The following is a 17,041-nucleotide window of genomic DNA, read 5'->3' as shown; positions in this document are numbered from 1 at the left end:
GTGTGAGTGGTGGGGGCTGTGATGGCGAGGAATATGGCGTTGGGGGCTCGGGGCGAGGATGTGGCTGTCGAGTTCCTGGTCGATGCGGGTTTGGAGATTGTCGAGCGGAATTGGCGTTGTCGGTACGGCGAGTTGGATGTTGTTGCGACTTCCGGTGATCGGATTGTGTTCGTGGAGGTGAAGACTCGGTCGGGTGTCGGGTACGGGAGTCCGGCGGAGTCGGTGACGTTCGCGAAGCAGCGTCGGATTCGGGTGTTGGCGATGCAGTGGCTCACTGATTCGGGTCGGTCGTGGTCGAGGGTGCGTTTTGATGTGGTGGCGGTGTTGATCGGCCGGGACGGTGTGCCTTCGGTCGAGCATTTTGTGGATGCGTTCTGATGGCGTTGGGGCGGGCGCATTCTGTTGCGGTCAGTGGCGTGGACGGGCAGATCGTGGAGATCGAGGCGGATATCGGGCGCGGGTTGCCTGCGGTGCATTTGGTGGGGCTGCCTGATACGGCGTTGCACGAGTCGCGTGATCGGATTCGGGCCGCGGTGACCAATTCTGGTGAGGAGTGGCCGGACAGCAAGGTGATTTTGGCGTTGTCGCCGGCGACGTTGCCGAAGGTGGGCAGTGTTTACGATTTGGCTTTGTCGTTGTCGGTTCTCGATGCGGCGAAGAAGTTGCCGCGGAAGTTGTTGCGGGAGACTGTGTTTTTGGGGGAGTTGGCGCTCGACGGTCGTTTGCGGACGGTGCGTGGTGTGTTGCCTGCGGTGCTTGCGGCGAAGCGGGCGGGGTGGGGGACTGTGGTGGTTCCGGCTCGGGCGTTGGCTGAGGCGGGCTTGGTGAAGGGGATCGAAGTGCTGGGTGCTGACGATCTGTCTGCGGTGATCGGGTGGTTGCGTGGTGAGTTGGCGCTGGCTGTTCCTGATGTTTTCGAGAGTGCTGGTGTGGTGGCGGTGCGGGATTTGAGTGAGGTTGTCGGGCAGACGGATGCTCGGTGGGCGATCGAGGTTGCGGCGGCGGGTGCGCATCATTTGATGTTGACGGGTCCGCCGGGGATCGGGAAAACGATGTTGGCGCAGAGGCTTCCGGGGATTCTTCCGCCGTTGACGGAGGGGGAGTCGTTGGAGGTGACGGCGATTCATTCGGTGGCGGGGGTGTTGCCGGAGGATCGGCCGTTGATCGATATGCCGCCTTTCATTGCGCCGCATCACAGTTCGTCGGTCAGTTCGCTGGTGGGTGGTGGTAGTGGGATGGCTCGTCCTGGTGCGGTCAGCCGCGCCCATCGCGGCGTGCTGTTTCTCGACGACGCGAAAGATCGGACGCCACCCCACAATGCCTAATCTCTAATACTTTCATAGGACGACTCTTCAGCGCCAGGTGTTGGGTCGGGCCTGAGGAGAATCGCGAATGCCCGAACCTTATGATTCCCTGTGACGATAGGGGAGTTAGATGGCGTTCATTGCCAGCGCACGAGAGGCTGAGATCAATGCAGCCGCGCGTATGCGTGAATTTGGGTTTGGTGATGCTCAAGCGACGCCCATTGGAGCAGACGGCGGCGTTGATGTTCGCTCATCGCGTGCCATAGCCGAAGTGAAGTGGAAGAGCGCACAGGCTGGTCGTCCCGAGGTTCAGAAGCTCTATGGTGCTCGTGGCACTAAGCATCATCTTCAGCTCTTTTTCTTCGCTGCTGGCGGTTTCTCAAAAGGCGCGGTTCAGTACGCGGACGAAACCGACGTGAAGTTGTTCACCTACGACCCCAACGGTGTCGTGACACCAGCAAACCGCATTGCAACGGCGTTTGTTCATCGGCTTCGAAGCGAGGAAGCGGAACGCAGAAGGCTGGCTGATCAAAAGCGCGCCGACGCTGAACGTGAGCGTGTCAAGGCAGCGCAGGAAAAGCGTGAGGCGGAGCAGCAACGCAGGACCGAGGAAGAGGAACGGAAGCGCCGCTCGGCTAGTCCTCCGCACGCTCATGCGACCCCTCCACCACCAACTGACGTATTTGCGGCCCAGCGTGCTCAGATTGAATCCGAGCTAGCAGCGCAGGAAAAGCGAGAGGCGAAGCGCCGCGAGACGGAAGCCGCACAGGCGCAACGACGAATACACGAGTACAACAAAAGGATGGTGGAGCTGCACCGGCAGAACGAGATTCGGTCGCGTGGCAAGATCCCCACATCCGCTGTCACAGTCGTTTTCTTGTGGTTTCTGGTTGTGGTTCTGTCGTTTGTGCTTTTCATATTCGCAGGTGGAGCTGCCACGGGATGGTTTCAAGGAGGCCCCTATGGTGAGGCAGCGATGGTCACCGTGGTTCTTCTAGTCATGGCTTCTCCGTTTGCGTTCCTGCTGCGCGGCATTCTCCGGTCATTGAAGCGCCGCGAAATCTTGTGACAGCTACTTGGCGTGGATTAGACGGGCGATTCTCAAGAGCGTCGGCTGATGCACCACTTTCAATGGAACCCCACTAGCCTGTGTGGATTTCGCAAGATAGGTAGCGAGATCAAATCCGTCTTTCATGTACCTCTATTGTCTCACATTTCCCTATTTACTTAAAGATTCAACTATGTCTAACTAGAAGTATCGCAATGGCAAAAGTCGTTGTGTCGCATCTAGTTTGAAAGTTGGTGAGAGCAATGGGTTTCAGAAGCGTTCGCGTATCTGACCTTACGGGTATCGAGCTCGATGATGACCAGGTGGTCAACGTCGTCGTTCGACATCCCGAGCACGAAGAGGCTCGTCAGTTCGACGCCTCGCAGGAAGAGCTGAAGGCGCTCAAGACAGTGGGAAACCTCGTGAGTCTCGAACTTCGGTTTGCAAATGGGACTTCGCAGGACGTGTTCGCCACTGCTGTCGAGTTCGCAAAGTTGGTTCCTGCGGAGAAGTTGACGACATTCGATCAGCTTCGTGGTCGTCGCAAGGGTTATCGTCCGAATGCTGACTGACCCGCTCGCCGGAAACGGCTGACTCACTGTCCCGACTACAGAACTAAATCATCCCCCACGTCAGCTGCAGAACATGCGCTGAGGTGGGGGATTTTCCACAGTATCGATCCCGACCAAGGAGTGCTTTGACAAATGACGAGATCCCGCCGATCGAGTATGAACCGCCGTACTCGGAAGATTTCATAGCCCACCTGCACGCTGGATGCTACGACGATGAACCTGACTTCACGAAAATCTTGCTGGCTGCACTAAAAGACGAGGGTGCTACTGAGCTGATCTTTCGCCTAGACGAAGTGCGAAGGATTCTTCGTCGCTAGGTCTTCATAGACTGACCGACAGCGAATTGGAAGGACTACGGGTGAACGAGTACACACAGAGGCGCGCCTTCATGCGTCGTGCAGTTGAGTTGGGTAAGAAGAGCATTTCGGAGGACGTCAAGAAGCCGGTAGTTGGTGTCGTGATTGTCCGCGACGGTGAAGTTCTTGGCGAATCGTTCCGAGGTGAAACAGGCGAGGGCCGTCACGCCGAGTTCGGACTGCTTGATCGACTCAAGTCAGAGGGCATCGACGTTGTTGGTGCCACTGTTTACTCGACACTGGAGCCGTGTTCGCGCCGCAACGAGCCGAAACGCCCTTGTGCTTCGCATCTGATGGAGGCCGGGGTGTCCGAGGTATGCGTCGGAATCTATGATCCCAATCCTGAGATCTACAGAGAAGGCTGGAAGCTGCTGAATGAAGCCGGGATCAAGCTGACAGACTTTGACGAGGACTTCCGTGACGCGATCAGCACTGACAATGCGGAGTTCATTGACCAGTACCGCGTGGCGATCGGAGAGCGTGGAAGTGCTCACTATGACTTCACGCAGAATGGCGGACGTTTTCGAATTCAGCATGAAGATTTGAAGTTCTCACTGCGAACCAGCGAGTGCGGCGATGACTCGGTTTACATCATCGATCACGCCGGGAACGTCGCGGCGCTGAAGCATGCGAGGGAGTTTGCCGAGGTTGATGACCCCGGAGCCTATGACTGGAGTAATTACACTCGAGACATCTCGGTCGGGGCGATTGGCGCGATACGTGTCGATGGCGGGTATTTGATGGTCAAGATCGTTGACGTCAAGTGTCAAAATCGGGGGGCGACCCACACAGAGGTGAGATTTGACTACGAGATCCGACGTAAGCGAGCGCTTCCAGCACCTGGCGAGTGATGAAATGCCCCGGCTCGCAATGAGCCGGGGTCTTACTCCCACGATCTAAGCTGCAACGACACGAGCTTCCTTGACGAGCTGCCACCGTGAAGCCAGTTCCAGCACGCTATGTGCGGCTTCCCAGTAGTCAGGGAACTCCAGGTTGTTGCTGCTCCAGGAGTCCTCGTCGTTGAGGGTGGTGACCTCGCCCTTGTACTTCTCGGTACTGAACAGCAGATCCACCAACTCTTGCGGAACGGATGTGGAGTCGCCTTCATCGTCAGGTGGTCCGATGATGAACACGTTGCCTGCCACGACATCTTGGAATCGCCAGACACTATCCGACAGCCAGAGCAGCATCGTCGCTCTCTGGTTCATTTTGAGGCCGATGTTCTTCCCCTCCTCGTTCACGAACATCGATGCCTTCTGAGCTTCGAGTTCGAGTACTTGGAAACGTCCATCAACGATGCCTTGCATAGTCTTGATGTCGCCTTGTTCAAGTTCCATCGTCTGTACCAGTACATCGAGGTCTGCAGGAATGATGAGGCATTGGATTGAACCCATCGTGCTCACGTCCTTCTTGATCGTGGGGCCTACCTGATCTCGGCTGAGATCAGGACAAGCACCGCGAGCGGCGCTACTATTTGACCTTGGGCTTCTTGTAGGTCGAGCTGAATGCGCAGTGCTTGTCGAGACAACGGTTAGAGCCAGGCGAGACGATGTGACCGTTACGGCAAGTGGCTACACCGGATATAGCGATGCGCTTTGTCAGTTCGGACAATGCGTTTGACGGGTTCGGCTCCACCACGAGTTCTTTACTGCCGTTGTCGTTCTGGTCGCCAAGGTAGGTGAGTCGACTTGCGGGGATCGGAGATCTCAGATCATCGATCTCAGCAGTGAGGTCTCGGATCTGAACTGCGAGGTTAACCAGGTCATCGAACGGGATGCAGGCGAGTACGTCATCGTCTGCGTTGAACACGAGTGTAGGGATTCGACCAGGACTCGTGCCGGCCTTTGTCTGTCGCATCCACTCTTTAATCGCGATGGACTTGTGATTTTTTGCTTCGATTGAGAATGGGGTGTCTTGGAAGTAGTCAGTCAGATCCATCTTCTGATGCGAACCTGCACCACTTCGCTTGTCCCGCTGGACTCTTGCGCCTAGCTTCTTACGGAGGGTCTTGGCGATGTGCTCTTCGAGAGACTTGCCCTTTTCGCTGGCGAGGCTCATGACAACCCCGCTGCGAGCGTTCCGCTAGTCAAGAACGTGATCATGAGTGCAAAGAGCAGATGCTTAGCGAACCTACCCGTTCGGCTGCCGCTGGCGTTCGATACAACCACATGAAATGCAACGGCAACCATTGGTAGACATGTAAGAAGACACAGCGCTAGGAAGAAGTTGTGCCAGTTCATTTACTCGACCGCCCGTACACGCTTCTTACGTGACTTCGGCTCGATCTCGAAGGCTACGAGTACGTCTGTGATCTCGTACGCTGCATCAAGGTTGCGTTGAGCTTCAAGTAGAAGGTTCGCTCTCAACTCGATCAGGGCGTCAGGTGACTGATCCTCGTAAAAGGCTTCGCGGGGGATGCCTAGTTGTTCTGCTGCTGTTTCTGCTGTGTGTAGTTCACTCATATCACCTCTTTCATTCTGTTGAGTTTGTGTTTGACCAGGTGCCTCAGCTTCCTGTTTCGTTTCTTGAATCCGTATGCGCCGTCATCCATCTTGCAACAAGGTTCTCGACGGCCGGACGCCTTCCATTGCTTGAGATGGATGTTCTTACTCACTGCTCACCCCTGGTGTGTCTGGTTGCGTTTCAACATCTTCCGGCCGATACACCTCGACCGTTGGTCGGTAGAAGTCCCCGCTCCATCGCCATGCGAGGCCGCCAAGGCGCAGTCTGCGGTTAAGTTCAAACTCTTCGTCGTCGTAACCGAAGTCTTGGGCGTGCTCCATCTTGCGGATGAGTTGAGCGTTCGGGATACCTACGAACTTGGCAGCGATCTCGGTTTCTATGCGGGATGGTTTTGGCGGTTGTTCGTTCATAGCTGGCTTCCAATCTCTTGCAACGCTGCAATGATCGGTTTCAACTCGTGATTCCTGAACGCACTCTCCGCGTACACAACCCCTTTGGTGAAGTGGTAGCTGTTGGATTCAAGGTATTCTTGTGCGGCCTTTTCGGTAAGGAAAGCTACGCCGTCATACCCACCAACCGCCGGTAGTAGTTCGATGTCGTAGGTCCAATGCGCATCAGCAAGACCGTCGCAGTAGCAATCGTCTTCGCCAAGTGCTGGCAACTTGTCATCGTTCCAATCAAACTCTTCCCAGATCCGCTTGCACGGTTCACACCAGTGTTCATGTGCGCCTTCATAATCAAGTCGTTCAGTATGGTCGCCGCATCCGTCGCGACGCTCGACCTTCTGCTCTTCGTAGATGCGGAAGATTGGAGTATCGGTATGACGGTTGTTCTGTGTGCTCAGTTCATGGGCGATGCTCTTGATGAACAGGGCTGTTTCTTCGTTGATGTCCACAGTCAGTTTGCTCATGCAGCACCTCCCCGGTAAGCACCGTGCAAGATGTGCGGAGCCAATGCCTCCATGCGTACAAGAGCTTCTTCCCGTGTAATCAGGCGCTCGTCTACCTCGCTGAAGGTGTCCTCGAACGCGAGTATGAGTGCGAGCTTGGCGATGTCTGCCCGTAGATCCACCGTGTCGGCTAGATGGTCGATGCACGGTTGGTTTGGCAGTGATTCAGGTCCGTTGTGTGCCATGGATGATTCCTTGTTCAGTTGTTATTTAGTTGTGTGACAGTCGATCTGGTTGCGCCATCGAGTAATCAAGCGTCCTGTTGAGGGTGGGCTTCAACAGAACCTCGATGGAGCAACTCGATACCCGTCATGAGTCCACGTACTAGCCGTCATGCAAGCGGATTACGTTCCACGGGCAGGAAACTTCAGAGAAGCTGGAGGGCAAACTTTGAAGCCAAATGAATTGTGGGAACTCGTGACAGGTACGAAGTGCTGATCCAGGTGCAGAGATCAGCGACTTGGGGTCAGGGGGTGAGCTGGGCCTCGCGGAAGGAGGTCTCACGACGTGGACTCACTTGCGCCTTATTAATCGGCGCGACCGTCTCACCTAAACCCTAACCAGTAGAGCGCACGAGCTGTGGGTTCATGCGCCCACTTCCCAGCACACGATGAATATGCCGGGAAGTGGAAGTGGTTCATGCGGTTAAAAGGCTGCTAGTAGTAGTGGCCCTAGTCCGGATCAGCTCGAAAGCCTCACTCCGCCGCAGATCACTCTTTTGGCTGCCCTACTACTAACAGTGGTCTATGTAAGCAACTGAGGGCGCTACCCTAGATACTCGGTCAAATGCCTTCAACCGCTCGTTCCTGTCGAAATAAGTCCGAGTTTTATATCTATTCGTTTCGACAGCGCCCTCAGTTACTTACATAGTCCATGTTGTGCATACAAGGCGGTACTCGAAACCGCACCTTTCCTCCCGGATAAACGCGACTGCTGCTACCAACTTGAGCTACTTGTATGCCCATTGAAGCGCACCAGGTAGTTGTAAAAAATCGCAATCTAATGCTCTAATTATTTTCTGATGCGCCCATCTAACTGCATGAACTGTATTGAGCGCATGGTGCTAGTAGCAATTACCCTCCGCCGTGCACGGTTATGGCTTCGCTAACTAGTATGTGTGCGATTTTGAACACTCCATATAGCGGTTTGTAGGCCGCCAGCTTTGCCTCTCCTGTTGTATCGTCTCCTAGAGTCAGTTGTTTCACTACCGGCACTACTACGCTCAATGCTCTAATTCTGTAAAGGTGCATCTCGGCCGCCCTCGCTGTGCGGCTAAGTGTGGTGCTTGGTTGCCGTCCTAATCAGACGCGGCCTTACCGTTCGAGACGGGGTTTTGCGGGCAACCTTGCTACCTTCTGGGTCTCACTATCGCAGTGAACGCTTTCGTGAGATGAAAGACTGTGAGCGCGATAATATCGTCTCCTTGTCTTTGCGAGCCTCACGTGCTCGGCGCTTTGTCTTGTACTGGCCGATCAACCGTAGAAACGGTGTGTCATCGGCGTGCTCGTACTCGAGATTGATGTTCACGATTTCGCGTTCTGTATTCATTGCTTTGGTGTTCCCCTCTGCGAATAACTATGAGCCAAACCGTCTTCTTTTGCAATAGCGAAATGTCACGAAATGCGTTGTGGTTGTGGATAACTCGCTACTTGGTGAACAGGTACAGATGGCCGTCGTCGTCTTCAACAGAGTGGATGGTGTTCAGGGCGAAGTCGTGCGCGATACTTGCCTCATCCCACTTGGCGTGTTGTCTCATGTCTTCGGGTAGGTACTGCCTCAACTGATCCAGCTGAGCTTCGAGTCCGCTCTCGTTCAGGTAGTCGGCTGCGTATGCCTCGATGCTCTCGAAGTGACCCAGGTAGTGGTCCTCGAACATGTTGATCGCCGCTTCTAGCTCTTCGCCGTTCCGGAAGCCGACGTACTCAAGCCAGTGTGCGACTGCGATTCCCTTAGTTGTGACAGCCTGTTCAACCCGTTCAAGTAGCTCGGGATCTTCTTCACCGAGTGGGCAACCTACGGAGTGAGGGGCGGATATGTGGGCGCGACAGGCGGGGCAAAAGTCATCTTGTTCAGCTGATTCATCTGGGGGAGTGAGCCACTGCTTCGACCATCCTTCGACGGGATCATGTGACTCACGAGCCATGACGTACGCGCCGAGGGCTTCGAGGTGTTCGCGGTTGTAGTCGGTGTCTGCGTTGGCCCAAGACTCGTTGATCTCAGCGACTACCTGGGGTAGATCGATAGCTCCAGTACTGGTGAGGCTGTAGAGGGCGCTCGCCTGACCGCCATGCCATTGCGAGGCGATCACGCGTGCGCCAGCGTCTCCAATTGAGCGTTCTTCTGATGTGGCGCTTGCTATTTCGTGGTCGATGAGTTGTTCATCTGACCAGTGTTCAGGGTTGGGCTGGTTTAGTTTTTCATTCATATCACCTCCTTAGGTTTTCGTTGGTTGAGCTATTTGCTATGAGTGGCGTCGTCTGACTGTGTAGGCAAGAAGTGATAGGAGATATTCAGCCCCTCCTTCCTGAGTCGGGCAACAAGGTCGTCCAGGATTCTTCTGTGCTTCCTGTTGTAGGTGTCGCTCATGCCCACTTCGTATGTGTCGATTCCATCGACCATCCCTAGCCACATCATCTGGGTGGGCTTGATCCCCGACTCATTGAGGACGCCGAGGATGTAAGAGTCCGCGTCCCCCTTGGTGCGCGGCCCAATAGCCCAGTCAGCCTTCGCGAATCGTGGACCGTTGACGGGTTTCGGCGGAATGTCTCGCTGAATCTCACGGACGATGGTCAGTACCTCGTCAAGCATCTCTTCGGATGTACGGGTTGACGGCTTGGCTGGATTCAGGGCATTGACGATGCAGTCGTTGAATCGCTGTTCGTACTCGGGCGACCACGCTCGATTGAAGGTTCTTTCTTTAGTTGACCAGTCAGCATCGACTCCCTTCGCGATTGTCTTCAGGATCTTCATGACGCCCTCTTGGTTCAGCAGATTGCCTTGAAACTGCTTCAAGGGGCTAGTCACCTGTGACGGAGACGTGAAGTTGACCAGACTGGGCATCACGCGAGTGGTCGCGTCAGACAGGGCCTTTGAGAGCGCGCCTGCCTCGAAGTTGAGCCACGGAGCGTTCTGGTTTTCGGGAGTCACGACGATAATCCCGAAGGACGTTCCGTCTAGCTCCCGCTTGATGTCGTCAAGTGGACGTGCACCGGCCTCGATGTCGAGATCAGAGACCCACGGTGTGGCGCGGTCGAACATCTCAAGTAGCAGGTCATGCCATACGCGTGCGATGGACTTTGCTAGGTCGCCGGACCAGCTAATAAAGATCTTGAGATCGTCGTCTGCCATGCCGGAACAGTACCAATCCGACCAGTCCCTACGTGTGCCAGATCAGCACTGGAACGATGAACAGCGACAGGTAGAGGGTTCCAACGATGATCACGGCGGTTACCAGGAACATCGCGATCCATCGGCCGGCTAGCTTGAGTGCGGGGATCAAGTAGGGGAGAAGATTCATGCTGCTGCCCCGTGAAGCTCGTTGTACATCACGGCGTGGTTCTCTGCATTCGTGATGTCCCCGTTCATTTGCCTGGTACCAGCTGCCGCCATCCAGGCTGAGTTCGCCGCACTTGCAGGTAACCCAGTCGTGTCGGTTCTTGCTACGGATGATCCACCCGCACTTGGTGTGCCGTACCTGGTTGATGAAGATGTCGCCAACGTCCAGCTTCCGACGCTCGATTGAAGGGGTGATTATGGTGGTGAACTCGAGGTAGTCGGTCATACCACCACTCCGTCGTCCTGTTCGCCGTCGTAGATGTAGAACCACAGCGGTCCCTTGTCGTGGACACTGCGGATCAGGTGACCTTCGTGCTTCAGATCGAGGACGCGAGCGGGGTAGCGCCACGCGACCTTGCGGAGTTCAAGGTTGCTGACCTTGCCCTTGGTCTTGAGCAGTTTGAGGATCTTGGCTGTGTGAGTTTCCTTGGTAGCCATTACGAGTTGACCCGTCCGTCTGGTGACACCCCGACGTACAGCCGTGACTCACCATCTACGTAACCGCCAACCCAACCCTCGGCATAGCCTGGACACATTGCTGCATCTGGTGGGTAGACGTAGTAGTCGTCAGCTCGGTACTCCACGCCGTAGCGGTGGCAGAGGTTGCGTAGTGCTTCCTCTTGAGCGGTGTTGATCTTGTAGCGCTCGGGTTCTTCGGGGGAGGGGAAGCGTTCCATCAGTTGCTCCCTCGCTGGGGTTTTCGTTCAACCCAGGGGAGGCGATCGCCTTCATCGCCGTTTGCTTTGGCGACAGCCAGTGCATCTGACAGACCCCTCTTGATGCCACGCAGACGTCCACGTACTTCGTGGAGTGCCGCAACGTCTGGTGTGTGGGCGAGTGCGTTGGTTGCTTCGCCCAGTAGTAGTTCAATGTCAACGCGGCCCAACGCAATCCAGTACTGGCGCTTGCCGGATGGTGCGATTTGATCGTGTCTGAATCTCATAATGGTTCTCCTTATTAAGTTGTGTATTCGCTGACACAGCTGGACGACGAGCGGGTGTATAGCAACTAACATCGCGATTTCGCTTGGATAGTTAGTTACGCTCGACGGCCAGCAATGCCAGCGGTTTGTCAAGAGAAAAGTTGTTCACTTGACGATTTTCGATTTCAATGTGCTGCTACCTGTGGATAAGTTTCCCATTGACTTTCGCTGCGATTTGATGTCGCAACCACGTCCAGCAGATCTTGCATATATCTACTAATTGGTGGTTTTGTTGTGGCGTCTCCACAGCAATTCCCGGTCCAAATTTTGACGTTTGATGTAGCGATTCAATGTTTCGCGGTTACGTCAAACATGCGGGCGATTGCCGACTTGGAGACTCGTTTCAGCTGAAGTTCGAGGATCTGCTCGTCTTTGCCATACAGCTTGAGGTTTTCGACCTTGCCCGAACCAATTGGCCGGCCCAGGATCATGCCTTCAGCTTTTTTGCGTGCCAACGCTTCCCGTGTTCGTGCCGAGATGAGATTGCGCTCGATCTCAGCAGACAGTCCGAACGCGAACGCGAGCACCTTGGAGTTGATGTCGTCCTTGAAGACGATGTTCTCTTTGACCGCGACGACACCGATGCCACGATCGAGTAGGTCATGGATCGTGTTCTGTACGTCCAAAAGCCGACGCGAGATACGACTGGTCTCGCTCACGACGAGCATGTCGCCGCGTTCAAGCCCTTCGAGTACTTCGCTTAACTTTCGTTCGGTGAGGGTGCTCTTGTAACCACTGATCGTCTCGCCGACAGTCTCAGTGATCTCGATTCGTTCTCGCTCGGCAAAGATGCGTATGCCGCTGAGTTGGTTCTCCACGTCTTGCTTGTTGGTGCTGACTCGCACATAGGCGATAACTCTTGGCATAGGCCTCCTCTATTTGGCTTTGTAGTGATTCGTGTGNATCGATATGCCGCCTTTCATTGCGCCGCATCACAGTTCGTCGGTCAGTTCGCTGGTGGGTGGTGGTAGTGGGATGGCTCGTCCTGGTGCGGTCAGCCGCGCCCATCGCGGCGTGCTGTTTCTCGACGAATGTGCCGAGATCGGGGTGAAGGTGCTCGAAGCGCTACGCACACCACTCGAAGACGGGGAAGTGCGAATCGCCCGGCGGGACGGAGTTGCTCGGTACCCGGCGCGGTTCCAGCTGATACTGGCCGCGAATCCGTGCCCATGCGCGCCGCCGCGAGATGCGGACTGCGTCTGCGCACCCGCGGCGCGTCGCCGTTACCTGGGGAAATTGTCTGGCCCGCTCTTGGACCGAGTCGACATCAGGGTCCGGATGCAGGCGGTTGCGACCGGAGCGCTGATCGACGAAGTGGGGGAAAGCACCAGCGATGTTCGTGCGCGCGTGGCGGCAGCTCGAGACACTGCAGCCCAGCGGTGGAGTGAGTACGGGTGGCGGACCAACGCGGAGGTACCAGGGCCGGCGTTGAGACAGAAGTTCAGACTCTCGCGTGCAGCGCTGGCGCCGGTGGAACGGGCGCTGCGTAAAGGTGTCATCACTGCTCGTGGGGCGGACCGAGCGTTGCGGGTTGCCTGGAGTGTCGCCGATCTGGCAGGTGAGCCGATGCCCGGACCAGACCAAGTTGTCACCGCACTCGACTTTCGAGACAGGGGATTCCAATGACTGCACACGATCCACGACTACTCGCTTGGGCATATCTGTCCCGCGTCGTGCAGGGCCCTAGCGCATATATGTCCATGTTGATCGGCGAGCTCGGGGTCGAAGAAACTGCGAGGGCGGTTCGCAACGGCGATCTGCCACCCGCAATCGAGGAGAAGACGCGAGCCCGCGCTCACATCGACACAGCCCAACGAGACCTCGACCTGATGGAGGCGATGGGTGGCAGACTCGTAACACCGAACTGCGCCGATTGGCCGGCGTGGCGAATGCTTTCCTTTGACGGACTCGATCCCTCCGGGGGTGAGACGGCACCATTTGTGTTGTGGGTGTTGGGGTCCGGGGATTTGGTTGATCTGACCGAGAGATCGGTTGGAATTGTGGGCACGCGGGCATCTACTGCGTACGGCGAACACGTGACGGCAGAGATTGCCGGTGACCTCGCTGTCGACGGATGGACCGTGATTTCCGGGGCGGCCTTCGGTATCGACGGGGCCGCGCACCGCGCTGCATTGGGCGTAGGTGGAAACACACTGGCTGTCTTGGCCTGTGGGGTGGACCGGGCGTATCCGTCAGGGCATGCGCGACTACTCAAACAGATAGCGAGTTCGGGTGCAGTGATAAGTGAATATCCGCCGGGCACAACACCTGCAAAGTTCCGGTTTCTGGCAAGGAATCGACTGGTAGCTGCGTTGTCGGACGGAGTAGTGGTGGTCGAGGCGGGTTGGCGCAGTGGTGCACGCAATACCGCCAATTGGGCTCGAAAACTAGGCCGTCCCGTGATGGCGGTGCCCGGACCGGTTACCTCGGCATCGTCGACCGGATGTCACCGGATGATCCGCGAAGGTGAAGCGCAACTCGTTTCCAATGCCGTGGATGTAGTCGAAGCGTCAGGCCCATTTGGAGTCGGGGATTCCGCGGAGGATGCAGCCGCGACGCGTGACATCGACGCATTGCGAGGCAATTCTCGATTGGTATACGAAGCATTGCCGGGAACGGGGTCTCGCAGTACGCGTGAGTTGTCCGAGGAATCGGGATTGCTCATAGCTCAGGTTCGTGCCACTCTTCCTCTGCTCGAACTGGAGGGATTTGCAAGTTCTGATTCCAGTGGTTGGTTTCGGACGCGGTAGTACGTGAACTACTTCTGCGCCCGTCAGACCATGCGTGGCGATGCTCACTAATCGTTTGCGAAGACCGTGAATCGTCAATACCCGCAGCGCATCGGAAATGGCACGTCAGGGCTATTTTTCACGAATTTGCTCGACTGTGTGCAATGTAATTCTCGATGCGTTTCGCCGACCCGACCCGCAAGTTCGACGGGTCTCAGGAAAGCCTCAGGTCAATGTGCATGGAAGTCCGATTAGTCTGGATCACGATGACGGCGGGTATTGATTGACACCCGGCATCCGAGGGATGAATGTGCAGAATTTTCAGGGTCGTGTTCGGTCGAGGCAATGCCGCTAACCCGCTGCTAATTCGGACCATTGAGTCTGTTCGGAAACGGTGAAGGCTTTCGAACTTCTTTTGTTCATCAACGCTCTATCTGTGTATTGTGAAGGAGAATTGAATCGATCATTGAAAGAGGAGTGCAATGGCTGAGAAGCTGATTCGGCAACTCATCGACGACCTTGATGGTAAGCCGATTGACGATGGATTCGGTGATCGAATTGAGTTCTCTTACCAGGGAACGGATTACGTGATCGATCTGCGCGCCACCAATGCAGAGAAGTTCGACGCTGCGGTGAAGCCGTTCGTCGAGGCTGCTGCGAAGGTGAGCGGGAAGCGCGGCAAGAAGGCTCAGGCTGCATCTCCACAGGCCACATCAGGTTCCGGACGCTCCAAGGAGACGCTCCAGGCCATCCGTGACTGGGCAGGTAAGAACGGTTACGAAGTTGCTCCGCGTGGGCGTATCAAAGCGGAAATCATCGACGCTTTCGACGCTGCACACTAGATTGAATTAAATACACCTCTGGCTCTCGGCGAACTCGCCGGGAGCCAGAGGTGTATTTTACTGTTGCTTTGCCGAGTTCTCGGACAGCTTTGTCCGACAGGTCGTCCGTGTGAAGCAGATCAGATAATTCGTCTAAACAGCGCCGAATTTACCCAGCAGATTGGTCGGTTTCTTTCGCTGTGCACAAAGGTCGACAGAGCGCTATGTGGAGTCGCCGGCGAGGTATTTCGCCCTCGTGCTGCAATAGTCGTGTACATTAGTTAGGTAACACTAACTTTCGGAAGGATCTTTCTGTGGCCAAGCCGACAACTGCATTGACGGTTCTGCGGACCGAACAATTGACCCCCCATATGGTACGAGTGTTTCTCGGGGGACCAGGCTTCGAGTCGTTCACTCCCAGCGAATACAGCGATTCCTATGTAAAGATCGAATTCGGCACTCCTGATCAGCCGACACTGCGCACCTACACGATTCGTTCGTACGATCTTGATGCCAAAGAGATTGCAATCGATTTTGTCGTCCACGGCGACATGGGTGTCGCAGGTCCGTGGGCCGCGTCAGTTCAGCCGGGCGCTGAGATTACTCTGCGGGGACCCGGTGGCGCGTTTTTGCCGTCACCAACCGCTGATTGGTATCTCTTCGTCGGAGACGAGACCGCAATACCCGCTATTTCCGCGTCGATAGCGCGATTGGCGCCGAATGCGGTCGGCTACGCCGTCGTCGAAGTCGGGGGACCGGAAGACGAAATCGCGCTCGATGCCCCAGAAGGTATTGCCGTGACCTGGCTGCATCGCGGGGCATCGTCCGACGCGGTCGGCGAAGAATTGGCGGGCGACAACGCTCCGGTTGTCGCCGCGGTCAAGGCGCTCGAGTGGTTGCCGGGCGAACCGCACGTGTTCATTCACGGTGAAGCGCAAGCCGTCATGCACAACCTCCGGCCGTACATTCGCAAGGAACGAAATGTCCCGGCGTCGGCCGCTTCTATTTCCGGCTATTGGCGTCGTGGTCGCACCGAAGAGGGCTTCCGGGTCTGGAAGTCCGAACTCGCTGCGGCCGAAAACTAACTCGCGGCGGCCGTGCCGCGAGTCAGCAACACGAGCGCAACGGCCGCGAGAACTCCGAAGGTGGGAATTGCGATTGCCATCGGAACTGCCGTGTCTTCTCCCGCAATTCCCACCAACGGCGAAACCAGCGCCGCCAAGCCGAACTGGCCCGCTCCCATCAGCGCTGAACCGGTCCCGGCCGCGTTGGTGACCTCTCCTTGGGCGAGAGCGGTCGCATTGCCCATGATGAACCCGATGCTCGAAATTGCCACCAACAGTGGGACCAAGATCAACCAGGTATTCGTGGAACTGAAAACCACGCTGGTGCAGAACAATACGGCGCCGCCCATGAGGAGTAGGCACACGCCGAAACGCAGCAGCGTGCGTGCTCCGACGCGACCGAGCAGGCGAGTGGTGATCATCGCTGCCGTGACCATTCCGGTGGCGTTCACTGCGAACACGATCGAGAATTGTGACGGACTCAGCCCGAGAACGTTCTGAACGACGAACGGTGACGCGGAGATGTAGGCGAACAGGGCGCCGAATCCGAAGACGAATGCGAGCGCATATCCGAGGTAGTGCCGATTGCGGACCACGTATCGCAGATTCGAGATCAGGGCCTTCAATCCGCCGCCGTGGCGTCGCTCGGGCGGAAGTGTCTCGGGAACGAGCAAAACGACACCAGCCACCATCACGGCGCCCGCGACAGCCAGGACCCAGAAGATTCCGCGCCATCCGACGGGGCCGAGAAGTGCGCCGCCGATCAGTGGCGCGACGACGGGAGCGATACCGCCGATGATCATCATGATGCTGAAGAGCTTCGCTGCGTCGTCGCCGCGCGCTCGGTCGGCAATACAAGCGCGGGCAAGAACGATGGCAGCGCCTCCACTCAAGCCCTGGACGAGTCGTGCACCGATGAGAAACTCGATGTTCGGCGCCACCGCGCATGCCGCGCCGCTCAGTGCCGTGATGATTGTCGCGGCCAGCAGTATTCGTCGCCTGCCAAGTCCGTCGGAGATCGGACCGATGATCAGCTGGCCGATTCCGAGGCCTGCCATGAAGGTGGTCAGCGTGAGTTGAACGCTGGCGGCAGTAGTGTCGAGTGCATCCGCCATCAACGGTAGGCCGGGCAGGTACATGTCGATAGACAGTGGAGCGATTGCGGAAATCAGTGCCAGTACGCACAACATCTTCAGAG

At 56.5% G+C, this 17,041-nt stretch carries 20 protein-coding genes and 2 pseudogenes; 9 read left to right on the top strand and 13 right to left on the bottom strand.

Going from position 1 to position 17,041, the window contains the following annotated elements:
* Window positions 1-21 precede the first annotated feature (21 nt).
* From ATN38_RS19775 to ATN38_RS19755, 5 genes and pseudogenes are all read left to right on the top strand, one after another.
* The gene (locus ATN38_RS19775; protein WP_041815868.1) at window positions 22-378 is read left to right on the top strand and encodes a YraN family protein; all 357 of its coding nucleotides are present in this window, start codon (window positions 22-24) and stop codon (window positions 376-378) included.
* Window positions 378-1,301, top strand: a pseudogene (locus ATN38_RS19770) (YifB family Mg chelatase-like AAA ATPase); the annotation flags it as partial. The gene ATN38_RS19775 and the pseudogene ATN38_RS19770, both read left to right, overlap by 1 nt.
* 133 nt (window positions 1,302-1,434) lie before the next feature.
* Window positions 1,435-2,373, top strand: a complete 939-nt coding sequence (locus ATN38_RS19765) for a restriction endonuclease (protein WP_218748422.1) — start codon at window positions 1,435-1,437, stop codon at window positions 2,371-2,373.
* Window positions 2,374-2,615: 242 nt separating this feature from the next.
* Window positions 2,616-2,924 (top strand): hypothetical protein, encoded by a 309-nt coding sequence (locus ATN38_RS19760; protein WP_065455570.1) that lies wholly within the window; start codon window positions 2,616-2,618, stop codon window positions 2,922-2,924.
* 358 nt (window positions 2,925-3,282) lie between these two features.
* Window positions 3,283-4,131 (top strand): deaminase, encoded by an 849-nt coding sequence (locus ATN38_RS19755; protein ID WP_218748421.1) that lies wholly within the window; start codon window positions 3,283-3,285, stop codon window positions 4,129-4,131.
* A gap of 45 nt (window positions 4,132-4,176) precedes the next feature.
* On the opposite strand, the gene ATN38_RS19750 is transcribed toward ATN38_RS19755, so the two are convergent.
* The 12 genes from ATN38_RS19750 to ATN38_RS19695 all read right to left on the bottom strand — a co-directional run bounded on the left by ATN38_RS19750 (window position 4,177) and on the right by ATN38_RS19695 (window position 12,095).
* A complete protein-coding gene (locus ATN38_RS19750) occupies window positions 4,177-4,674 on the bottom strand; it encodes a DUF3846 domain-containing protein (protein WP_256932005.1) in 498 nt (165 codons plus the stop codon).
* Between the two features lie 76 nt (window positions 4,675-4,750).
* Complete coding sequence (locus tag ATN38_RS19745; protein WP_218748419.1) at window positions 4,751-5,338, bottom strand: hypothetical protein; 588 nt, start codon at window positions 5,336-5,338, stop codon at window positions 4,751-4,753.
* A gap of 182 nt (window positions 5,339-5,520) precedes the next feature.
* Entirely contained in the window at window positions 5,521-5,742 is a 222-nt protein-coding gene (locus ATN38_RS19740) for a hypothetical protein (protein ID WP_218748418.1), read from the bottom strand.
* Window positions 5,743-5,886: 144 nt separating this feature from the next.
* Window positions 5,887-6,153: a hypothetical protein gene (locus tag ATN38_RS19735; RefSeq protein ID WP_218748417.1), complete on the bottom strand. Its 267-nt coding sequence runs from the start codon at window positions 6,151-6,153 to the stop codon at window positions 5,887-5,889.
* On the bottom strand, window positions 6,150-6,653 hold the full coding sequence (locus ATN38_RS19730; RefSeq protein WP_218748416.1) for a hypothetical protein: 504 nt from the start codon (window positions 6,651-6,653) through the stop codon (window positions 6,150-6,152). The genes ATN38_RS19735 and ATN38_RS19730 overlap by 4 nt, the downstream gene beginning before the upstream one ends.
* Complete coding sequence (locus ATN38_RS19725) at window positions 6,650-6,877, bottom strand: hypothetical protein (RefSeq protein WP_030537804.1); 228 nt, start codon at window positions 6,875-6,877, stop codon at window positions 6,650-6,652. Before ATN38_RS19725 ends, ATN38_RS19730 begins: the two co-directional genes overlap by 4 nt.
* Before the next feature lie 1,460 nt (window positions 6,878-8,337).
* A complete protein-coding gene (locus ATN38_RS19720) occupies window positions 8,338-9,117 on the bottom strand; it encodes an antirestriction protein ArdA (RefSeq protein ID WP_218748414.1) in 780 nt (259 codons plus the stop codon).
* Window positions 9,118-9,146: 29 nt separating this feature from the next.
* Window positions 9,147-10,040 (bottom strand): toll/interleukin-1 receptor domain-containing protein, encoded by an 894-nt coding sequence (locus ATN38_RS19715; protein ID WP_218748413.1) that lies wholly within the window; start codon window positions 10,038-10,040, stop codon window positions 9,147-9,149.
* Between the two features lie 28 nt (window positions 10,041-10,068).
* A complete protein-coding gene (locus ATN38_RS19710) occupies window positions 10,069-10,473 on the bottom strand; it encodes a hypothetical protein (protein ID WP_218748412.1) in 405 nt (134 codons plus the stop codon).
* Window positions 10,470-10,685, bottom strand: a complete 216-nt coding sequence (locus tag ATN38_RS19705; protein ID WP_218748410.1) for a helix-turn-helix domain-containing protein — start codon at window positions 10,683-10,685, stop codon at window positions 10,470-10,472. The genes ATN38_RS19710 and ATN38_RS19705 overlap by 4 nt, the downstream gene beginning before the upstream one ends.
* Complete coding sequence (locus tag ATN38_RS19700) at window positions 10,685-10,924, bottom strand: hypothetical protein (protein ID WP_030537810.1); 240 nt, start codon at window positions 10,922-10,924, stop codon at window positions 10,685-10,687. Before ATN38_RS19700 ends, ATN38_RS19705 begins: the two co-directional genes overlap by 1 nt.
* Window positions 10,925-11,516: 592 nt before the next feature.
* Complete coding sequence (locus ATN38_RS19695; RefSeq protein ID WP_218748408.1) at window positions 11,517-12,095, bottom strand: recombinase family protein; 579 nt, start codon at window positions 12,093-12,095, stop codon at window positions 11,517-11,519.
* Window positions 12,096-12,132: 37 nt separating this feature from the next.
* Between ATN38_RS19695 and ATN38_RS19690 the strand changes: the two are divergent.
* The 4 genes and pseudogenes from ATN38_RS19690 to ATN38_RS19675 all read left to right on the top strand — a co-directional run.
* Window positions 12,133-12,855: pseudogene (locus tag ATN38_RS19690) on the top strand (ATP-binding protein); the annotation flags it as partial.
* The gene (gene dprA / locus ATN38_RS19685; protein ID WP_003942814.1) at window positions 12,852-13,979 is read left to right on the top strand and encodes a DNA-processing protein DprA; all 1,128 of its coding nucleotides are present in this window, start codon (window positions 12,852-12,854) and stop codon (window positions 13,977-13,979) included. The pseudogene ATN38_RS19690 and the gene dprA, both read left to right, overlap by 4 nt.
* Before the next feature lie 461 nt (window positions 13,980-14,440).
* Entirely contained in the window at window positions 14,441-14,800 is a 360-nt protein-coding gene (locus ATN38_RS19680) for an Lsr2 family protein (RefSeq protein ID WP_003942721.1), read from the top strand.
* Window positions 14,801-15,093: 293 nt separating this feature from the next.
* The gene (locus ATN38_RS19675) at window positions 15,094-15,864 is read left to right on the top strand and encodes a siderophore-interacting protein (protein ID WP_030535667.1); all 771 of its coding nucleotides are present in this window, start codon (window positions 15,094-15,096) and stop codon (window positions 15,862-15,864) included.
* Here ATN38_RS19675 and ATN38_RS19670 read toward each other — a convergent pair.
* Entirely contained in the window at window positions 15,861-17,033 is a 1,173-nt protein-coding gene (locus ATN38_RS19670; protein ID WP_165638371.1) for a multidrug effflux MFS transporter, read from the bottom strand. The two genes, ATN38_RS19675 and ATN38_RS19670, sit on opposite strands and share 4 nt — an antisense overlap.
* Window positions 17,034-17,041 lie beyond the last annotated feature (8 nt).

Origin of the sequence: Rhodococcus sp. FH8 (genome assembly GCF_019266085.1) — a bacterium.
In the GTDB taxonomy this organism is placed as follows: domain Bacteria; phylum Actinomycetota; class Actinomycetes; order Mycobacteriales; family Mycobacteriaceae; genus Rhodococcus_F; species Rhodococcus_F qingshengii.
Note: the sequence above shows the minus strand (reverse complement) of the source record. Positions and strands in the feature narration are given on the sequence as shown.